The 18,459-nt window shown below is 70.3% G+C and carries 16 protein-coding genes; 3 read left to right on the top strand and 13 right to left on the bottom strand.

What is annotated here, in order from left to right; translation table 11 throughout:
• Nucleotides 1-100: 100 nt before the first annotated feature.
• The 12 genes from ACWDRB_RS21395 to pgsA form a co-directional block, all read right to left on the bottom strand.
• A complete protein-coding gene (locus ACWDRB_RS21395; protein ID WP_449896166.1) occupies nt 101-853 on the bottom strand; it encodes a YebC/PmpR family DNA-binding transcriptional regulator in 753 nt (250 codons plus the stop codon).
• Nucleotides 854-856: 3 nt separating this feature from the next.
• Nucleotides 857-1,435 (bottom strand): pyridoxal 5'-phosphate synthase glutaminase subunit PdxT, encoded by a 579-nt coding sequence (gene pdxT / locus ACWDRB_RS21390; protein WP_449896164.1) that lies wholly within the window; start codon nt 1,433-1,435, stop codon nt 857-859.
• A 63-nt stretch (nt 1,436-1,498) separates the two neighbouring features.
• Complete coding sequence (locus tag ACWDRB_RS21385; protein WP_449896162.1) at nt 1,499-2,347, bottom strand: endonuclease/exonuclease/phosphatase family protein; 849 nt, start codon at nt 2,345-2,347, stop codon at nt 1,499-1,501.
• A gap of 12 nt (nt 2,348-2,359) precedes the next feature.
• A complete protein-coding gene (locus ACWDRB_RS21380; RefSeq protein WP_449896160.1) occupies nt 2,360-3,565 on the bottom strand; it encodes an MFS transporter in 1,206 nt (401 codons plus the stop codon).
• Nucleotides 3,566-3,602: 37 nt separating this feature from the next.
• The gene (locus ACWDRB_RS21375; protein WP_185077116.1) at nt 3,603-4,031 is read right to left on the bottom strand and encodes a MarR family winged helix-turn-helix transcriptional regulator; all 429 of its coding nucleotides are present in this window, start codon (nt 4,029-4,031) and stop codon (nt 3,603-3,605) included.
• 87 nt (nt 4,032-4,118) lie between these two features.
• Nucleotides 4,119-5,795: an alkaline phosphatase D family protein gene (locus ACWDRB_RS21370; protein ID WP_350727166.1), complete on the bottom strand. Its 1,677-nt coding sequence runs from the start codon at nt 5,793-5,795 to the stop codon at nt 4,119-4,121.
• 217 nt (nt 5,796-6,012) lie between these two features.
• On the bottom strand, nt 6,013-6,927 hold the full coding sequence (gene pdxS, locus ACWDRB_RS21365; RefSeq protein WP_350727165.1) for a pyridoxal 5'-phosphate synthase lyase subunit PdxS: 915 nt from the start codon (nt 6,925-6,927) through the stop codon (nt 6,013-6,015).
• 114 nt (nt 6,928-7,041) lie between these two features.
• Nucleotides 7,042-8,061, bottom strand: coding sequence for a DUF3048 domain-containing protein (locus ACWDRB_RS21360; RefSeq protein WP_363972127.1), 1,020 nt, complete (start codon nt 8,059-8,061; stop codon nt 7,042-7,044).
• 61 nt (nt 8,062-8,122) lie between these two features.
• Nucleotides 8,123-8,665 carry a hypothetical protein gene (locus tag ACWDRB_RS21355; RefSeq protein ID WP_364257419.1) on the bottom strand — a complete coding sequence of 181 codons (543 nt, stop codon included), beginning with the start codon at nt 8,663-8,665 and terminating at the stop codon, nt 8,123-8,125.
• Entirely contained in the window at nt 8,662-9,792 is a 1,131-nt protein-coding gene (locus ACWDRB_RS21350) for a glycosyltransferase family 4 protein (RefSeq protein WP_350727162.1), read from the bottom strand. Before ACWDRB_RS21350 ends, ACWDRB_RS21355 begins: the two co-directional genes overlap by 4 nt.
• Nucleotides 9,789-10,697: a phosphatidylinositol mannoside acyltransferase gene (locus tag ACWDRB_RS21345; RefSeq protein ID WP_449896156.1), complete on the bottom strand. Its 909-nt coding sequence runs from the start codon at nt 10,695-10,697 to the stop codon at nt 9,789-9,791. The genes ACWDRB_RS21350 and ACWDRB_RS21345 overlap by 4 nt, the downstream gene beginning before the upstream one ends.
• On the bottom strand, nt 10,694-11,317 hold the full coding sequence (gene pgsA / locus ACWDRB_RS21340; RefSeq protein ID WP_350727160.1) for a phosphatidylinositol phosphate synthase: 624 nt from the start codon (nt 11,315-11,317) through the stop codon (nt 10,694-10,696). The genes ACWDRB_RS21345 and pgsA overlap by 4 nt, the downstream gene beginning before the upstream one ends.
• Before the next feature lie 145 nt (nt 11,318-11,462).
• Between pgsA and ACWDRB_RS21335 the strand changes: the two genes are divergently transcribed.
• From ACWDRB_RS21335 to ACWDRB_RS21325, 3 genes are all read left to right on the top strand, one after another.
• Complete coding sequence (locus ACWDRB_RS21335) at nt 11,463-13,604, top strand: elongation factor G-like protein EF-G2 (RefSeq protein WP_355198435.1); 2,142 nt, start codon at nt 11,463-11,465, stop codon at nt 13,602-13,604.
• A gap of 141 nt (nt 13,605-13,745) precedes the next feature.
• Nucleotides 13,746-15,317: a glycoside hydrolase family 10 protein gene (locus ACWDRB_RS21330; protein WP_449896153.1), complete on the top strand. Its 1,572-nt coding sequence runs from the start codon at nt 13,746-13,748 to the stop codon at nt 15,315-15,317.
• Nucleotides 15,318-15,751: 434 nt separating this feature from the next.
• Nucleotides 15,752-17,836 carry a hypothetical protein gene (locus tag ACWDRB_RS21325; RefSeq protein WP_449896151.1) on the top strand — a complete coding sequence of 695 codons (2,085 nt, stop codon included), beginning with the start codon at nt 15,752-15,754 and terminating at the stop codon, nt 17,834-17,836.
• Between the two features lie 77 nt (nt 17,837-17,913).
• On the opposite strand, the gene ACWDRB_RS21320 is transcribed toward ACWDRB_RS21325, so the two are convergent.
• Nucleotides 17,914-18,444, bottom strand: a complete 531-nt coding sequence (locus ACWDRB_RS21320; RefSeq protein ID WP_350727156.1) for an HIT family protein — start codon at nt 18,442-18,444, stop codon at nt 17,914-17,916.
• Nucleotides 18,445-18,459 lie beyond the last annotated feature (15 nt).

Here is an 18,459-nt window from a genome sequence, read left to right as displayed (position 1 = left end):
AGCTCTTCTCACGCTCCGGAGGAAGCCCCGGAGCGCCGCACGAGGGCGGGCACGCATGAGTAAGGGCCCGGCGTGGCCGAGCCCTTACGTCGTGCGACTGCTAGTCCAGCGCCGCCAGCACGTCGTCCGACACGTCGAAGTTGGCGAAGACGTTCTGGACGTCGTCGCTGTCCTCCAGCGCGTCGATGAGGCGGAACACCTTCTTGGCGCCCTCCTCGTCGAGCGGCACGCTCATCGTCGGCAGGAAGCTCGACTCGGCCGAGTCGTAGTCGAGCCCGGCCTCCTGCAGCGCCTTGCGGACCGGCACCAGGTCACCGGCCTCGGAGACGACCTCGAACGACTCGCCCAGGTCGTTGACCTCCTCGGCGCCCGCGTCGAGGACGGCCATGAGCACGGTGTCCTCGTCGAGCCCGTCCTGCTTGGGCACGATCACGACGCCCTTGCGGTTGAACATGTAGGAGACGGACCCGGGGTCGGCCAGCGAGCCGCCGTTGCGGGTCAGCGCGACGCGGACCTCGGAGGCGGCGCGGTTGCGGTTGTCGGTGAGGCACTCGATGAGCACCGCGACGCCGCCGGGCGCGTAACCCTCGTACATGATGGTCTGCCAGTCGGCGCCACCGGCTTCGAGGCCGCCGCCGCGCTTGCGGGCGCGCTCGATGTTGTCGTTGGGCACGGAGTTCTTCTTCGCCTTGAAGATGGCGTCGAAGAGCGTGGGGTTGGCGTCCGGGTCGGGGCCACCGGTCCGTGCCGCCACCTCGATGTTCTTGATGAGCTTCGCGAACAGCTTGCCGCGCTTGGCGTCGAGCGCGGCCTTCTTGTGCTTCGTCGTCGCCCATTTGGAGTGGCCGGACATTACCTAGAGCTCCCTCACCATGTCTACGAAGTAACGGTGCACGCGCGCGTCCCCGGTCAGCTCGGGGTGGAACGACGTCGCGAGCAACGGCCCTTGACGGACCGCGACGATCCTATCCCCAGGCTCGCACCTGCCCAGCACTTCGACGTCGCCGCCGATGGATTCGACCCAGGGAGCGCGGATGAACACCGCGTGCACCCGCTCCCCCGCGAAGTCCAGGTCGGACTCGAAGGAGTCGACCTGGCGGCCGAACGCGTTGCGCCTGACCACCATGTCGATGCCGCCGACCGTCTGCTGTCCGGCGGCGCCGTCCTCGATCCTGTCGGCCAGCATGATCATGCCGGCGCAGGACCCGTAGGCGGGCATGCCTTCCTTGATCCGCATCCGCAGCGGCTCCAGCATGTCGAAGGTCTCGGCGAGCTTCCACATGGTGGTCGACTCCCCACCGGGGATGACCAGGCCGTCGACCGCGTCCAGCTCGGCCGGTCGGCGCACGGCGGTGGCCGACGCTCCTGCCTCCTGAAGCATGCGCGCATGCTCGCGCACGTCTCCCTGGAGAGCGAGTACACCGATCGTGGGCACAGTCGATCCTTCCGTCTGGGTGCGGGTTCCGACAATTCAACACCAGGATGGCCTGGGATCTTCCTATAGGGCCACTTTGACGTGGACGGGCTTGTGGTCGGACAGCGTCACGTCCCGCCCGACGCGGCAGCCCCGCACCGTGCCTTTGGGCGCGAACAGGTAATCGAGTTTTTTACCCTCCCTGGTCCACCGGCCGGTGCGCGGCGCGCCGCGCTGGTCGCATTCCTGGTACGCGCGGTAGAGCGGAGCGACGGCCCGGCGGCCGGCGGCGCTGCCGTATCCGCTGTCCGGGGGCGCCACGTTGAGGTCTCCGCCGAGGATCGTGCGGTGTCCCGGCTCGGCCGCGATCTCGAGCAGCCGCCTGATCTGCCTGGTCCGGTAGGGGGCGCCCGGTTGGCGGTCGTCGTCGGCCCGGCCCGAGGACAGGTGGGTGCCGCAGACGCGCACCTTCCTGGCGGGGACGGTGGCGCAGAGGACGGCGCGCGTGACGTACCAGGGCGGGGCGGGCAGCGGGTGGGCCTCGAAGGTGGCGGCGTCGCCCGCCACGGCGACCGCGATGCTCTGCGCGCCGCGCGGGCGGCCGAGGCGGTCGGGGTGGCAGGCGTACGGGGTGCCGTCGTGGGAGGTCAGGCCCCATGAGCCGATGGTCCAGTTCCGTCCGGTGCGCTGTTCCAGCCAGAGTTCGAGCGTGCCGGCCGCGCCCGTGCAGAACTCCTGAAGGAAGATCACGTCAGGAGGGCCGTTCTTGATCGCGTACCCGCCGATGCTCTGCGCCAGTTCGAGCGCGCCCGCGCGGTAGAGGGGGCACGCCGAGTTGGTGCCCGCGCAGACGTTCCAGGTCATCACGGACAGCTCGGCCCTCGGGGACGCCGTGAGCAATCCGGCCACGAGTAACAGGACAGGTCCCACCATGTCAGGAAATTATCAACCAGCGGGAGCCACGGCGTCCTGGAGCGTGTGGTCGGCGTCCACCCGGCTCAGGACGCGCAGGTGGTGGCGCCGGAGGTAGAGGATGGCCATGCCGACGAGGCAGCAGGCGGCGCCCAGCGCGTACGGGACGGCGACGCCGATCTCCTCCCCCAGCTTGGTCGCGATGAACGGGGCCAGCGCGCCGCCCATCCAGCGCACGAAGTTGTAGCCCGCGGAGGCGACGGGCCTGGGCGCGTCGGAGACCTCCATGGCCGACTCGGTGAAGACGGTGTTGTTGAGGCCGATGGGGATGCCGGACAGCACGGTGAACAGGATGATCCCGACGTGCCCGGACAGCGCGATGCCGATCTGGAACACGGCCAGCAGCGCCAGCGCCAGGTGCAGCACGTTCACCGAGCCGATCTTGCGCTGCAGCGGCGGCGCGCCGAACACCGAGGCCAGCGCCACGCAGACGCCCCACCCGAAGAAGACGGCGCCGATGCCGTACGGCGACATGTGCAGGATGAACGGGGTGAAGGCCAGCACGGTGAAGAACGCGAAGTTGTAGAAGAGCGCGGTGAAGGCCGTGGTGGACAGGCCGCCGTGGGCGAGCGCCTTGATCGGGGCGGCGAGGCTGGTCCTGGCCGCTGGCCTGGGAGTGGCCTTGAGCAGGGTGACGATCAGGACGAAGCCGACGGCCATGAGGGTGGCGGTGCCGAAGAACGGAGCCCGCCAGTTCCAGTCGCCGAGCAGGGCGCCCACCAGCGGGCCGGCGGAGATGCCCAGGCCGAGCGCGGCCTCGTACAGGATGATCGCGGCCTCGGCGCCGCCGCTGGCCGCGCCCACGATGACGGCCAGCGCGGTGGCCACGAACAGCGCGTTGCCCAGGCCCCAGCCCGCGCGGAAGCCGACGAGCTCGCCGACGCTGGTGGAGGTGCCGGCGAGCGCGGCGAAGACGATGACGAGCGCGAGCCCGGCCAGCAGCGTCCGCTTGCCGCCGATGCGGCTGGAGACCCAGCCGGTGATCAGCATCGCCACCGCCGTCACCAGGAAGTAGCTGGTGAACAGCAGCGACACCTGGCTGGGGGTGGCCTTCAGGCCTTGGGCGATGGAGGGGAGGATGGGGTCCACGAGGCCGATGCCCATGAAGGCCACGACCGCGGCGAACGCGGTGGCCCAGACGGACGTGGGCTGGCGAAGAATTCCGCCGCCGGATTGCATGGGGCTCCTTTACCGGGGGTTGCGGCTTTACCGGGCTTTACCGGGGGTTGCGGCCGAGCTTGGCCAGGACGGGCAGCGCGGCCGCCAGCGTGGCGCGCTCGTCGTCGGTGAGCGCGGCCAGCTCCTGGCTGAGGTGGGCGATCCTGGCCCGCCGCACGGCGAGCAGCCGGTCGCGGCCCTCACCGGTCAGCTCGACCGTCCTGACGCGGGCGTCGGCCGGGTCGGAGCCGCGCGCCACCAGCCCGGCGTCCTCCAGGCGGTTGATCTGCACGGTCATGGTGGGCAGCTGGACGGCGTGCTCCTCGGCCAGCTCGGTCATGCGGCGGGGGCCGGGTTCGAGCGAGCCGAGCACGGCGTACTGCTGGCTGGTGACGGGTTGGCCGGCAACGGTGCGCCTGAGCAGGAGGACCAGGTGGCGCAGCACCGTGGAGACCTGCTCGGCCAGGCGGGTGGGGTCGTCCCTCATGCTTAGCCCAACTAACTTAGCCTGGCTAATATTCCGCCGAAAGAAAAGCGGCACCCCGGGCCGGGGTGCCGCTCTCCGGAACGATCGTCAGGGACGCTCGGTCTCCAGGCGGACCGTCTCCTCCACGGTCAGCTGCTGCTGGGCGCGCAGCGTCGGGTCGAGCGGCCGCAGGTACGTCTGCTGCACCCCCGGCACCCGGTCCTCCACGACGAACGTGGCCCGCGTGTAGACCTCGGCCCCCGGGGTCTGCACCTTCGGCACCACCCTGAAGTCCGCGGTCATCTGGTCCCGCTCGATCTTCGTCAGCACGTAGCCGCGCTGGTTGTTGTAGAACTTCAGGTGCGGGTTGATCGCCAGGAACGGGTGCGTGGACGGGTCGGAGTCCGCCCCGTTGCCGCCCGTCGAGATCGAGGTGGCCACCAGCTCGGAGCCCACCGACGGCCCGGTCGGGTCGTCGTAGTTCAGCTTGAGGTCGCTGGCCCAGTGGGCGTGCACGTCGCCGGTCAGCACGACGGCGTTGCGCACCTTGGCGTCCACCCAGCCCTGGGTGATGCGCTGCCGGGAGGCGACGTAGCCGTCCCAGGCGTCCTGGCTGGTGATCTTGGCGGGGCCGGCGTTGTTGTCGCGCTGGGCGAAGAAGACCTGCTGGCCGATGATGTCCCACTGCGCGCGGGAGTGGTGGAAGCCGTCCAGCAGCCAGGACTCCTGCTCGTTCCCCGTGATCGAGCGCGCCGGGTCCACGGCGGCCGGGCAGTCGCGGTAGCCGTCGCCGCAGCCCTGGTCGTCGCGGTACTGGCGGGTGTCGAGCATGTGGAACATGGCCATCCGCCCCCACCGGATCCGCCGGTAGAGCTGCATGTCGATGCCGCGCGGGATGGAGGTGCGGCGCAGCGGCATGTTCTCGTAGTAGGCGCGGAAGGCGGCCTCGCGCCTGGCCAGGAAGTTCGGCTGGGGGACCTCGGGCTTCTCGGGGATCTCGTCGGCCCAGTTGTTGTCGACCTCGTGGTCGTCCCACACCACCAGCCACGGCGCGGCGGCGTGCGCGGCCTGCAGGTCGGGGTCGGCCTTGTACTGGGCGTGGCGCTGGCGGTAGTTGGCCAGGGTCTCGGTCTCGGGGCCCTCGTGGTCGCGGACGTTGCCGCCGGGGATGGTGTAGGTGTCCTTGGTGTACTCGTACTGGTAGTCGCCCAGGTGCAGGACGAGGTCCGGGTTGTCCTCGGCCAGCCTGCGGTACGAGGTGAAGTAGCCGTGCTCGTACTGGGCGCACGAGACGAACGCCATGGCCAGCGAGCTCCCGTACGAGAGCGGGTGCGGCGCGGTGCGGGCACGCCCGACCGGCGAGACGTACTTGCCGACGCGGAAGCGGTACCAGTACTCGCGGTCGGAGCCCAGCCGGTCGACCTCGACGTGCACGCTGTGGCCCCACTCGGGCGTGGCCACGCTCACGCCGGAGCGGACGACGCGGCGGCAGTTCTCGTCGGCGTACACCTGCCACTGCACCGGGAACGGCCGCTGCGGCATGCCGCCGAACCCGTCCTCGGCCAGCGGCTCCTGGGCGAGCCTGGTCCACAGGACGAAGCCCTCGTGGTCCGGGTCGCCGGAGGCGACGCCGAGCGTGAAGGGGTCGGTACGCAGCTCGCGCGAAGCCGCTGCGACGTCGGGATCGGTGCCGGGATCGGCGAAGGCGGCGGTCGCGGGGATGGTCACGGCGGCGCCCGCCGCTAACCCTGTGACCAGAAAGTGCCGGCGGTTCAGCTTGGACACGAGACGCTCCTGTGACGATCAAGGGTGAGGGGGACGCCAGGTAGCTTTACTGAAGATCATGACTACTTGGTGAACGCCACACAACACCAAAAAGGCGACATCCTTCGCGGATGCCGCCTCATCTGGCGATTTTCATCGTCACGCTGTGGTGCGCCCCCGCCTGCCGTACGTGATCATGTCACACGGGCAGGCAAGGCGAGCTGCAACGACGCGCCGCCTACCAGCCGCGCTCGGCCAGGCGGTGCGGCTGCGGGATCTCGTCGACGTTGATGCCGACCATGGCCTCGCCCAGGCCGCGCGAGACCTTGGCGATGACGTCGGGGTCGTCGTAGAAGGTGGTGGCCTTGACGATGGCCGCGGCGCGCTTGGCCGGGTCGCCCGACTTGAAGATGCCCGAGCCCACGAACACGCCCTCGGCGCCGAGCTGCATCATCATCGCCGCGTCGGCCGGGGTGGCGATGCCGCCCGCGGTGAACAGCACGACCGGCAGCTTGCCGGTCTTGGCGACCTCGACGACCAGCTCGTACGGGGCCTGCAGCTCCTTGGCCGCGACGTAGAGCTCGTCCTCGGGCAGCGAGGTGAGGCGCTTGATCTCGGCGCGGATCGTGCGCATGTGGGTGACGGCGTTGGAGACGTCGCCGGTGCCGGCCTCACCCTTGGAGCGGATCATGGCCGCGCCCTCGGTGATGCGGCGCATGGCCTCGCCCAGGTTGGTGGCCCCGCACACGAACGGCACGGTGAACTGCCACTTGTCGATGTGGTTGGCGTAGTCGGCGGGGGTCAGCACCTCCGACTCGTCCACGTAGTCGACGCCGAGCGCCTGCAGGACCCTGGCCTCGACGAAGTGGCCGATGCGGGCCTTGGCCATCACGGGGATCGACACGGCCGCGATGATGCCGTCGATCATGTCGGGGTCGCTCATCCTGGACACCCCGCCCTGGGCGCGGATGTCGGCGGGCACACGCTCGAGGGCCATGACGGCCACCGCGCCGGCGTCTTCGGCGATCTTGGCCTGCTCGGGGGTGACGACGTCCATGATGACGCCGCCCTTGAGCATCTCGGCCATGCCACGCTTGACACGGGCGGTTCCGGTGACGGGGGTGCTTTCAGGCGTGCTGGTCGACACGGTCATCCTCACGGCTCTCACGGCTTCGGTAAGTTATCAACCCCATGGTAGGTCCTGAAGGACCCCTCCCCCGACATGCCAAGATGTCAGGATTTATCGCCATACTTGGACAGATAGGCGCTAGGGGATGACGGGTTTGCGGCTGGCGAGCGCCACCCAGACCTGGCCGGGCGCGAAGTTCATCGGGTCGCCGCTCTCCGTGGTGAACGTCGTACCGGTGTCCTCGGATTCCCGCTCCCAGTTCGCCTTGTACGCCTTGCCGTCGCGCAGCACGATCGCCTTGCCCTTGCCCGTGGTGTGCACGAGCGGCGTGTAGCTCTGGTTCTTGTCGTGGAACTCCGAGCGCTCGGTCTTGGTGTACTGGATGACCACCGTGGGCGCGCCGAGCTGGCCGCCCTCCGCCGCCATGTCCTTCTTGCCGTCCTGCCAGATCAGCCACTGCTTCTTCTCCTCCGACCAGGCGAAGGTGAAGCGCGCCGCGGGCCACTTGACGCTGTACGACTTCTTGTCCACGCCGCCCTCGGCCGGGGCGTCGCCGAAGGTGAAGCCGATGTCCTTGGCCTTGCTCGCCTTGGGGGCCTTGCCGAGGAGGTCCTTGGTGTTGGCGAAGAGGTTGTAGGGGGCGAAGCGGCCCGGCTGGCGGAAGTACGCGCCGGGGTTGCGCGTGTCGCCGACGTCGAACAGCGACGCCTTGGCCACGAACGGCAGCATCTTGGTCTGCACGCCCGAGTAGGCGAAGGCCGGCTTGCCGAACTGCGGCGTGATGTGCAGGTCGGAGATGCGGGCGCTGCGGACGGGGCCCACCTTCGCCGGCACCTTTGAGGAGAAGATCGCCATGAGCCGGGTCAGGCCGGCCTCGACCTGCTCGATGTAGACGATGTCCGCGCTCTTGAGGCCGAGCTGCGGCTTGCCCGCCGCGGTGTTCTCGATCTTCACCGCGAGCACCGGCTTCAGGCCGTCGTACGGCTTGCCCGTGAACGGGTGGCCCTCGGGCGCCTCGGTGGGCTCCTCGCTGGGCGCGGCCGTGGCGGCCTGGGGCGCCTTACCCGGGGCGGGCGCCTCCGAGGAGGAGCAGGCCGCGACAGGCAGCAGCACCGCCGCTCCGGCCAGTGTGACCGTGATCATCCGGGGTAGCCGCACGTGAACACTCCTCGCTTCAGCCCGAAAACGGGATGAAGCTTACTGGCTTCCACAAATGAGGTCATTCAGTTGCCATAGCCGCCGGCGGATTGTCATCGATTTCGAAGAATTGCGGATATTCGGTATGGCCCGCCAGGCGGAGGGTTCTGGCCAGCCAGCGCCGCTGCGCCGCCCGCGTGACCGCAACCGCATTGTTGTAGAAGCGGCGCGAGTAGACGACCTTGGCCACCGCCGAGTCGAGCTCGTCCAGCAGATCGCCACCGCCGGGCGGCTCCGCCAGCTTCTCCCTGAACCGCTCCTGGTCCACGACCGCGCGCAGGGTGCGCGACAGGTCGCTCTCGGCGTGCTCGCGCTCCTCCGGGCCCGCGCTCCTGGCCTCGTGCGCCGCGGCGGCCAGCACCAGGGAGGTCGCGGGGTCGAGCAGGCGCGAGCCGGCCAGCTCCAGCACCACCGCCCTGCGCCGCATCAGCGCGGCGTCCAGCGACTCCTGGGCCAGCTCCAGCCGGATGTGCAGGCGGTCGAGCCGGCCCGCGCGCCAGGAGATGTAGACGGCCGTGAGCACCACGACGAGGCCCACGACCAGCACGATGATGGTGGATGTCACAGATCTTCCTCCACGCGCCCCGCCCCGCTCGTGGCGACCGTCTCGTAGACGCGTACGACGTCCCGCGCGACCGTCGACCAGTCGTACTTCCGCACCGCCACCAGCGCCTCGGCGGCCAGCTTGGCCCGCCGCTCGGGCGCGTCGAGCAGCGCGCCGGCCTCGCGCGCCAGCGAGCCGGCGTCGCCGTTGGCGAACAGCGCGCCCGCCTGCCCCTCGCCCAGCACCCTGCGGAAGGCCGGGATGTCGCTGCCCAGCACCGTCGCCCCGGACGCCATGGCCTCGGCCAGCACGATGCCGAAGCTCTCCCCGCGCGTGTTGGGCGCGCAGAACACGTCGACCGAGTGGTAGGCGCGGATCTTGTCGGCCTCGCTCACCATGCCCAGCACGGTCACCCGGTCGTGGAACTCCTTCGGCACCCGCTCGTAGACGTCCTTGGCGTCGCCGGGCCCGGCCAGGAGCAGCTTCAGGCCCGGCCGCTCGGCCGCGAGGGTCCTGAACGCGTCGAGCAGGATCGGCAGGCCCTTGCGCTCCTCGTCCATCCGGCCGAGGAAGCCGATCGTGGCGCCGTCGGGCCCCCAGCCGTCGAGCGGCTCGGCGTCGGTGTAGCGGGAGACGGTGACGCCGTTGGGGATCAGCACGGCGTCGCCGCCGAACTGCTCGACCAGGCTCTTGCGGGCCGCGTCGGAGACCGCGATGCGGCCCATCAGCTTCTCCAGCGCGCTGCGCAGCAACGGCTCGGCCACCGCGATGGCCCGCGAGCGCGTGAACGACGCGTGGAACGTGGCCACGATCGGCCCCCTGGCCGCCCAGCAGGCCAGCACGCCCAGGCTCGGGATCAGCGGCTCGTGGATGTGCAGCACGTCGAACCCGCCCGTACGCACCCACCGCCGCACGCGCGCGGCCGACAGGAAGCCGAACGACATCCTGGCCACCGACCCGTTGTACGGCACCGGCACCGCCCGGCCCGCGCCCGTCACGTACGGGGGCAGCTCGTCGTCGTCGGCCGCCGGCGCGATCACCGACACCTCGTGCCCCTGCGCGATCAGCGCCTGGGCCAGGTCGTCGATGTGCTGCTTGACCCCGCCCGGCATGTCCCACGAGTAGGGGCAGACGATGCCGATCCTCATCGCGCGAGGTCTTCCAGCCAGAGCCGCTGCAACATGTGCCAGTCCTCCGGGTGCTCGGAGATGCCCTTCTCGAACACGTCGGTCAGCCCCTGCGCCACCGCCGCGACCTTCTCCTGCCGGGTGCCCTCGGCCGGGACCGGGACCTCCTCGTGGATGTGGATGCCCCAGTCGTCGCCCACGTTGTAGAGGATGGCCGGGAGCAGCGCGGCCCCCGTCTGCACGGCCAGCAGCGGCGGCCCGGCGGGGACCTTGGTGGTCGCGCCGAAGAAGCGCACCTCGATGCCGCCCTTGGTCAGGTCGCGCTCGGCGGGCAGGCACACGACGCCGCCCTTGCGCACGCGGGTGGCCAGCGTGCCGAAGTTGTGCCCGTCGCCACCGGTCAGCGGCAGCACCTCCATGCCGAGGCCTTCGCGGAAGGCCACGTACCGGCGGAACAGCGACTCCGGCTTGAGCCGCTCCGCCACGGTCGTGAAGGGGTGGCCCACGCCCACCAGCCACGCCCCCGCCTGGTCCCAGTTGCCCATGTGGGGCAGCGCCAGCACCACGCCCCGCCCGGCCGCCACGTTGGCGTGGACGTGCTCGGCCCCGATGGTGTGGCTGCGCCGCACGATCTCCTCGACGCTCATCGACGGCAGCCGGAAGATCTCGTGGAAGTAGCGGAAGTACGAGCGCATGCCGGCCCTGCTGAGCTCGCGCATCTCGCGGCTGCCCGCGTCGAGCCCGGTCACCCTGGCCAGGTTGGACTCCAGGCGGCGCACGGACTTACCCCGCCTGCTCCAGATCCGGTCGGCCAGGAAGCGGAAGACCGCGGCCGTCGGGCGCTCGGGCAGCAGCGGCACGAGCTTCCAGCCCGCCGCGAACCCCGCGGCCACGACACGATCACCGAAGGACGCCTTGTCGCTCATCTCTCCCTCGTCTGCCGGTGGACGGCCACCACGCGCTGCCCCACGGTGAACACGCTGGCCGCGGCGAGCAGCCACATGCCCACGGGAAGAATGTACGGAACGCCGAGCCCCGCGAAACAGGCCGCGACGAGCGCGACGACCAGCCGCTCGGGCCGCTCGGCCAGCCCCACGTCGGCCGTGAGCCCGAGCCCCTCCGCCCTGGCCTTGGCGTACGACACCAGGGAGCCCGCGATCAGGCACACCAGCGTCACGGCCGCCATGAGCGTGTCGTGCTTGGAGATGAAGTAGAGGATCAGCCCGGCGAAGATGGCCGCGTCGGCCACCCTGTCGAACGTCGAGTCGAGGAACGCGCCCCAGGTGGAGCCGCCCTTCCCGCCGAGCCTCGCCACCACGCCGTCGAGCAGGTCGAACAGCACGAAGACGGTGATCGCGAGAGCGCCCCAGGTCAGCTGACCCAGGGGGAAGAAGAGCAGGGCGGACACGACCGTGCCGAGGGTGCCGATCGCCGTGACGGCGTTCGGGCCGATCCCGCGGCCGACGAGGGCCCTGCCCAGCGGGGTGAGTATCCGGGTCATGGCCGGGCGCAGGAGTTTGAGCATCGCGGTCCGATCGTAGGCCATGGAACGCCTGACAACTTTCTTTGCCCCACCCCCCTTGTGATATCCGCCACAGGGGTATTTGGTGAACACACCGCGTCCATGCGGTTTCCAGACACCCTCCGCTTGGGCGCGGTCGTTGGAACATCCGGCGACGTGGGAGGCTGTTGTGGCAGAGAAGAACACCGGTGGCACAGCGGGAGCCGCGGGCAGGGCACCCACGGCCGACAGGGCGGATGCGATACGTAATGTCGTGCTGGTCGGCCACTCAGGAGCGGGTAAGACGACCCTCGCCGAGCAGCTGCTGGCCGCGACCGGCACCGTCCAGCGCGCCGGCCGGGTGGAGGACGGCAACACGGTCAGCGACTTCGACGAGGTGGAGGTCCGTCAGCAGCGGTCGGTCAACCTCGCAGTGGCGCCGCTGGTGCACAACGGCATCAAGATCAATCTTCTCGACACCCCCGGTTACGCCGATTTCGTGGGCGACCTGCGCGCGGGGCTGCGCGCGGCGGACGCCGCGCTGTTCGTGGTCTCCGCCTCCGAGGGGATCGACGGCCTCACCCAGATGCTGTGGGAGGAGTGCGCCCAGGTCGGCATGCCGCGGGCGGTGGTAATCACCAAGATCGACCACCAGCGGGCCGACTTCGACGAGGTCCTCGTGACGTGCCAGGACGTCTTCGGCGACGGCGTCGCGCCCCTTTACCTGCCTGTCATCACCAACGGCCACGTGAACGGCCTGATCGGGCTGCTGTCGCAGAAGTTCTACAACTACGCCACGGGCACCCGCACGGAGAAGGAGCCCGGGCCGGACTACGCGGCGCAGATCGAGGAGCGCCGTGGCGAGCTGATCGAGGGGATCATCCAGGAGAGCGAAGACGAATCGCTCATGGAGCGCTATCTCGAAGGCGAGCCCATCGACACCAAGGTCCTGGTGGAGGACCTGGAGAAGGCCGTCGCGCGCGGCAGCTTCTACCCGGTGCTGTGCAGCGGGCTCGGCGTCGGTGCGCCGGAGATCCTCGAGATCATGACCCAGGGCTTCCCCTCGCCCCTCGAACACCCGCTGCCCGAGATCACCGACCTGTCGGGCAAGCCGGTCAAGAACATCGCCTGCGACCCCGACGGCCCGCTCGTGGCCGAGGTCGTCAAGACCACCAGCGACCCGTACGTGGGCCGCATCAGCCTCGTACGCGTCTTCTCGGGCACGTTGCGCCCCGACATGACCGTGCACGTGTCCGGGCACGGCCTGGCCGACCGCGGGCACGAGGACCACGACGTGGACGAGCGCATCGGCACCCTGACCTGCCCGCTGGGCAAGCAGCAGCGTCCCGCGGCCAAGGGCGTCGCGGGCGACATCATCGCGGTCGCCAAGCTGTCGCGGGCCGAGACCGGCGACACCCTGTCCGAGGTCGAGCAGCCGCTCCTGATGACCGCCTGGGCCATGCCCGACCCGCTCCTGCCGGTGGCGATCAGGGCCAAGTCGAAGGCCGACGAGGACAAGCTGTCGCAGGCCCTGGCCCGGCTGGTGGCCGAGGACCCGACCCTGCGGCTGGAGAACAACGCCGAGACCAGGCAGCTCGTCCTGTGGTGCATGGGCGAGGCGCACACCGACGTGCTGCTCGACCGCCTGGCCAAGCGCCACGGCGTCGAGGTCGAGCGGGTCGACCTGCGGGTGCCGCTGCGCGAGACGTTCGGCGGCAAGTGCCAGGCGATGGGCCGCAACGTCAAGCAGACCGGCGGCCACGGCCAGTACGCGATCTGCCACCTCGAGGTCGAGCCGCTGCCGTCGGGCGGCGGGTTCGAGTTCGTGGACAAGATCGTGGGCGGCGTCGTGCCGCGGCAGTTCATCCCGTCGGTGGAGAAGGGCGTGCGGGCCCAGATGGAGCGGGGCGTCGTGGCCGGCTACCCGATGGTGGACGTGCGCGTCACCCTGTACGACGGCAAGGCGCACTCGGTCGACTCCTCCGACATGGCCTTCCAGATCGCCGGCCAGCTCGCGCTGAAGGAGGCGGCCGCGAAGGTGCCGACGCTGCTGCTGGAGCCGGTGGACGAGCTGTCGGTGCTCGTCGCCGACGACTACGTGGGGTCAGTGATGTCCGACCTGTCGTCGCGGCGCGGGCGGGTGCTCGGCACGGAGCCCGTCGGCACGGGACGTACGCTGGTCAAGGCCGAGGTGCCCGAGCTGGAGATCACCCGGTACGCCATCGACCTGAGATCCATGTCGCACGGCACCGGGACGTTCCAGCGGGCCTTCCTGCGCTACGAACCCCTTCCGCCGAACCTCGCGAGCAAAGTGGCCGTCACCGCGGACTGAGCCCTGGACGAGGCTGGACGGAGCCGGGAGGGCTTTGCTCCCTCCCGGCCCAGCCGTTTACTTTTGTCACAGAAGCATCACGAGTCGATTTCTTTTTTTCGTACCGAGCATGCCGGAGCAACTGCCACACTGGGTGGCATTATGCGAACTGGACGCCCACTCCTAGCCGCTGCTGCTCTCGCGGTCGTCACCACCTCCGCCGCCTACGTCTTCGGCCCGGGGGCCGGGGAGAGCCCAGCAGCGACCAAGAAGAAGACGGCCGTCGCCGCCGCACCCGACGCATCCGCCGCGGCCTGCAAGGCCGACGCGAGCTATCCCAAGCGCGAGCTGCGCGGGGTGTGGATCGCCACCACCCAGAACATCGACTGGCCCTCCAAGACCGGGCTCTCGCCCGACCGGCAGCGCGCCGAGTACGTCAAGATCCTCGACGGCGCCGCCAAGCGCAACCTCAACGCGGTCTTCGTCCAGGTCCGGCCCGCCTCCGACGCGCTGTACAAGTCGTCGCTGGAGCCCTGGACCCAATATCTGACGGGCACGGCCGGCAAGGACCCCGGCTGGGATCCGCTGCCGTTCCTCATCGACGAGGCGCACAAGCGCGGCATGGAGTTCCACGCCTGGTTCAACCCGTACCGCGCCTCCTACGGCGACAGCACCGCCAAGCTGCCCGCCGGCCATCCGGCGCGCAAGCACCCCGACTGGACGATCAAGTACGGCGGCCGCCTCTACTACAACCCCGGCCTGCCCGCCGTCCGCGACCACGTGACCAAGGTCATCACGGACGTGGTGTCCCGGTACGACATCGACGGGGTGCACTTCGACGACTACTTCTACCCGTATCCGGCGGCGGGGCAGAAGTTCGACGACGCGGCGGCGTTCGCGAAGTACGGCGACGGCAAGAAGCTCGCCGCCTGGCGGCGCGACAACGTCAACACGCTCGTCGCCCAGGTGGACAAGGCCGTCCACGACGCCAAGGGGTACGTCAAGTTCGGGATCAGCCCCTTCGGCATCTGGCGCAACAAGTCGAACGACCCGACCGGCTCGGACACTTCGGGCATGTCCGCGTACGACTCGATTTATGCGGACGCGCGCGCCTGGATCAAGTCGGGCACCGTCGACTACGTGCTCCCGCAGCTCTACTGGCCGCGCGGCCACAAGCTGGCCGACTACGACACGCTGGCGGCCTGGTGGTCCGACGAGGTCAAGGGCACGGACGTGCAGCTGTACATCGGCCAGGGGCTCTACCGGGTGGGCGCCAAGGACGACCGGGCCTGGACGAAGCCCGGCGAGCTGGCCGCCGAGGTGGGCGTCAACCGGGATCACAAGCCGGTCAAGGGCGAGGTCTACTTCAGCGCCAAGAACTTCCTGGACAACCCTCTCGGGTCCGTGGACCGCGTCGCCAAGAACCACTACTCCCGCCCCGCCCTGCTGCCCTTGATCAAGGAACGCGGCGGCTCCGCCCCTCCCGCCCCCGCCGGGCTCAAGGCCAACGGCACCCAGCTGTCCTGGAAGCCGTCCCAGGGGGCGCGGACGTACGCGGTGTACCAGGTGCCGAAGTCCGGCAAGGACTGCCACGGCACGGACGCCCGCAACCTGGTCGCCGTCGTGACGAGCCCGTCGTTCACGGCCGCGCCGGACGGGACCTACGCGGTCACGGCCGTGGACCGGCTCGGCCACGAAAGCAAGACCACCAAGGTCAAGACCCCGGCCCCCTGACGCCGCCACCCACCCGGCCCCGCCCCACGCGGGGCCGCACCACACCGGGCCCGCGCCGCCCTGGTCCCGCACCACGCGGAGAGCACGCCACATCGGCCCCGCACCACGCCCGAACCCGCACGCCGTCGAGTGCGCGCCACACCAGGGACGTGCCACACCGGATGCGCGTCACGCCGGGTACGCCCTCAACACCGCGTCCCCGGCAGCCGCCCAAACCGCGCCGCGACGGCGAGACGTCGTACGGCGGAGCCCGGCGCAACGCGCACGGCGCCCAGCCAGGCCACCAAAACCGCCCAGAGCGGGAAAAGCTCCCCCGAATGAAACGGCGCACGTGATACATGCACCGCATGAGAGGGTAGTCGGGTCCGGTGGCGCCGGAACATGACCTTGCTCTACCGTGCCACGGAATCATTCGATCACGGAAGGTCATCGGGATGAGGCGCACGCTGGCCGTGCTGGCCGTGCTGGTCGGGCAGGTCCTGCTCGGCCAGGGACTGTTCACCGGCCCGGCCCAGGCCACGAAGGACGCGAGCGCGGGCCGGGTCGCGCTCATCGGCGTGTCCGGCCTGCACTGGAACGACATCACCCAGGCGGACTCCCCCAACCTGTGGGAGCTGGCCAGATCCAGCGCGATCGGCTCGCTGTCCATTCGTACCGTCGGCGGGGTGACCTGCCCCTACGACGGCTGGCTGACCGTGTCGGCGGGCACCAGGTCGGCGGCCGGGTACAGCTGCGGCGCGCCCCCCATGCCCGAGCAGCAGGGCGCGGGCGCGGTCATCCCCGACTACCGCTACCTCCTCGACGTGGCCGGGCAGCGCAACGCCGGCACGCTGGGCGAGTCGCTCAAGGCCGCCGGGCAGTGCTCGATCGCCATCGGCCCCGGCGCCGCACTGGGCCTGGCCGACCGGCAGGGCGCGGTCCAGGAGTACCACTCCTCCCCGCTCCAGGTCCGCACGCCCGATCTCGAACGGTGCCGGATGATCGCCATGGACGTGGACGACCTCGTCCGTCCCTACCTGGCCGGCGGCAAGCTGCCCAAGGTGCCCGACCAGCTCAGCGCCGCCGAGCGGCGTGACGCGCTGCGGATGGCCGACGCCAAGGCGGGCGCGCTGCTGTCGGTCCTGCCCGCCGACACGACGGTGCTGCTCGCGGGCCTGTCCGACCACGGCTCCGTACCCCACCTGCGGGTGGCCGCGCTGCGCGAGCCCGGCGCGCAGGGCCACCTGCTCGGCGCGGCCTCCACCCGGCGCGAGGACATCTCGATCCTGCCCGACCTGACCTCCACGATCCTGACCAAGCTCGGGGTGCCGGTCCCGAGCACCGTGATAGGCGTCCCGCTGCAGGTCGGCGGGCCGGGCGCGACGTTCGAACAGCTCCAGCGGGCCGACGCCACCGCGCAGGCCATCCGCTCGATCAAGGGCATCTACTTCACGGTCGTGGCCGTGCTGCAGGTGCTGTTCTACGTGGTCGCGTTCCTGCTGCTGCGCCGCCGCAAGGGCCTGGCACCGGTACGTTTCGCGGCCGTCGCCCTCGCCTCCCTGCCCGTCTCCAGCTACCTGGTCAACCTGCTGCCCTGGTCGAGCCTGCCGCAGCTGGTGGCCGGGGTGCTCGGGTGGGCGGCGGTCGTCACGGCGGTGGCGTTCGCGGGGCCGTGGCGGCGATGGCCGCTGGGCCCGCTGGCGGTGGTGGCCGGGATCACCGCGCTCACGCTGGCGGGCGACCTGCTGACCGGTACGACGTTGCAGCTCAACAGCATCATGGGCTACAGCGCGGACGTCGGGGCCCGCTACTACGGCCTGGGGAACATCCCGTTCGCGCTCCTGGCCACCGGCACCCTGCTGGCCACCACGGTGATCGCGCACCGGTGGCCGGGCAAGGTGGGGCTGGCCGCGATCGTGCTGCTGGGGACGTTCGCGATGGTGCTCGGCGGCTCCGGGATGGGCAGTGACTTCGGCGGCGTGATCGCGTTCGTGCCGGGCATCGCGGTGACCGCGCTGCTGCTGGCGGGCAAGCGGGTCTCGCTGGTGAAGCTGGGCGCGTTCCTGGTGGCCGGCGGGTTGATCGTGATGACGTTCGCCTGGCTCAACTACCTGAAGCCGGCGGACGAGCAGACGCACCTGGGCAGGTTCGTGGGGCAGGTGCTGAGCGGCGAGGCGTTCGACGTCATCCTGCGCAAGTTGCAGGCCATGCTGGCCACCCTGCTCAGCCCCAACCTCATGCCGATCGTGATCGCGGCCGCCGCGTTCCTCGTCTACGCGATCCTGCGGCCCGAACAGGCGTCGGCCGGGGTGGTGCCCGCCGCGTTCGAGCACTCCCCCGCGCTGCGCGCCGGGCTGATCGGCACGCTCGTGAGCGGCGTGGTCGGGATGCTCGTCAACGACTCGGGCGCGGCCGTGCTGTCCATGGCCCTGGCGCTGGCCGTACCTCTGCTGCTGGCCACCGGCATCGGCGCGCTCCGGCGCGACCGCGAGCCGGTCACCGGCCCCGTGTCGTCGGACTTAGCGACCGCGACGAAGTAACGCGGCACCGGACGGAGTAGCCCGCCTCCCGGAAGCGGCCACGAACGTCCGGACAGCGGGCGCTGCCCCAGAGCGGGTCAGTCCCAGGCGTCGGCGAGCAGTTGGCGGGTGTCGCGGAGCAGCTGGGGCAGGACCTTGGTCTGGCCCACGACCGGCATGAAGTTCGTGTCGCCACCCCACCTGGGCACCACGTGCTGGTGCAGGTGGGCGGCGATGCCGGCGCCGGCGACGTGGCCGAGGTTCATGCCGACGTTGAAACCCTGCGCGCCGCTGGCCTTGCGCAGCGCGCGCAGCGACTTCTGCGTGAACTCCCCCAGCTCGACCAGCTCGGCCGGCACCAGCTCGTCGTAGTCGGACACGTGCCGGTAGGGGACCACCATCAGGTGGCCGGAGTTGTACGGGTACAGGTTGAGCACGGCGTAGACCGTCTCGCCCCGGGCGACGATCAGGCCGTCCTCGTCGCTCATCTTGGGGATCGCGTCGAACGGGCACCCGTCATCGGGGCCGCTGCCCGTCGGTTTGTTCTCGCCCTTGATGTAGGCCATGCGATGCGGGGTCCACAGACGCTCGAAGTTGTCGGGGGACCCTGCCCCTGCCTGATCGTGCATACCTAGCAGCATAGG

The organism is Nonomuraea sp. NPDC003707 (genome assembly GCF_053587055.1).
This window is presented reverse-complemented; position numbering and strand designations above follow the sequence as displayed.

Bases quoted from the DNA above. Each gene is read 5' to 3' on its own strand.
- ACWDRB_RS21395 (WP_449896166.1), bottom strand. From the start codon at position 853: ATGTCCGGCCACTCCAAATGGGCGACGACGAAGCACAAGAAGGCCGCG.
- ACWDRB_RS21385 (WP_449896162.1), bottom strand. From the start codon at position 2,347: ATGGTGGGACCTGTCCTGTTACTCGTGGCCGGATTGCTCACGGCGTCC.
- ACWDRB_RS21380 (WP_449896160.1), bottom strand. From the start codon at position 3,565: ATGCAATCCGGCGGCGGAATTCTTCGCCAGCCCACGTCCGTCTGGGCC.
- ACWDRB_RS21375 (WP_185077116.1), bottom strand. From the start codon at position 4,031: ATGAGGGACGACCCCACCCGCCTGGCCGAGCAGGTCTCCACGGTGCTG.
- pdxS (WP_350727165.1), bottom strand. From the start codon at position 6,927: ATGACCGTGTCGACCAGCACGCCTGAAAGCACCCCCGTCACCGGAACC.
- ACWDRB_RS21350 (WP_350727162.1), bottom strand. From the start codon at position 9,792: ATGAGGATCGGCATCGTCTGCCCCTACTCGTGGGACATGCCGGGCGGG.
- ACWDRB_RS21345 (WP_449896156.1), bottom strand. From the start codon at position 10,697: ATGAGCGACAAGGCGTCCTTCGGTGATCGTGTCGTGGCCGCGGGGTTC.
- pgsA (WP_350727160.1), bottom strand. From the start codon at position 11,317: ATGGCCTACGATCGGACCGCGATGCTCAAACTCCTGCGCCCGGCCATG.
- ACWDRB_RS21330 (WP_449896153.1), top strand. From the start codon at position 13,746: ATGCGAACTGGACGCCCACTCCTAGCCGCTGCTGCTCTCGCGGTCGTC.
- ACWDRB_RS21325 (WP_449896151.1), top strand. From the start codon at position 15,752: ATGAGGCGCACGCTGGCCGTGCTGGCCGTGCTGGTCGGGCAGGTCCTG.
- ACWDRB_RS21320 (WP_350727156.1), bottom strand. From the start codon at position 18,444: ATGCACGATCAGGCAGGGGCAGGGTCCCCCGACAACTTCGAGCGTCTG.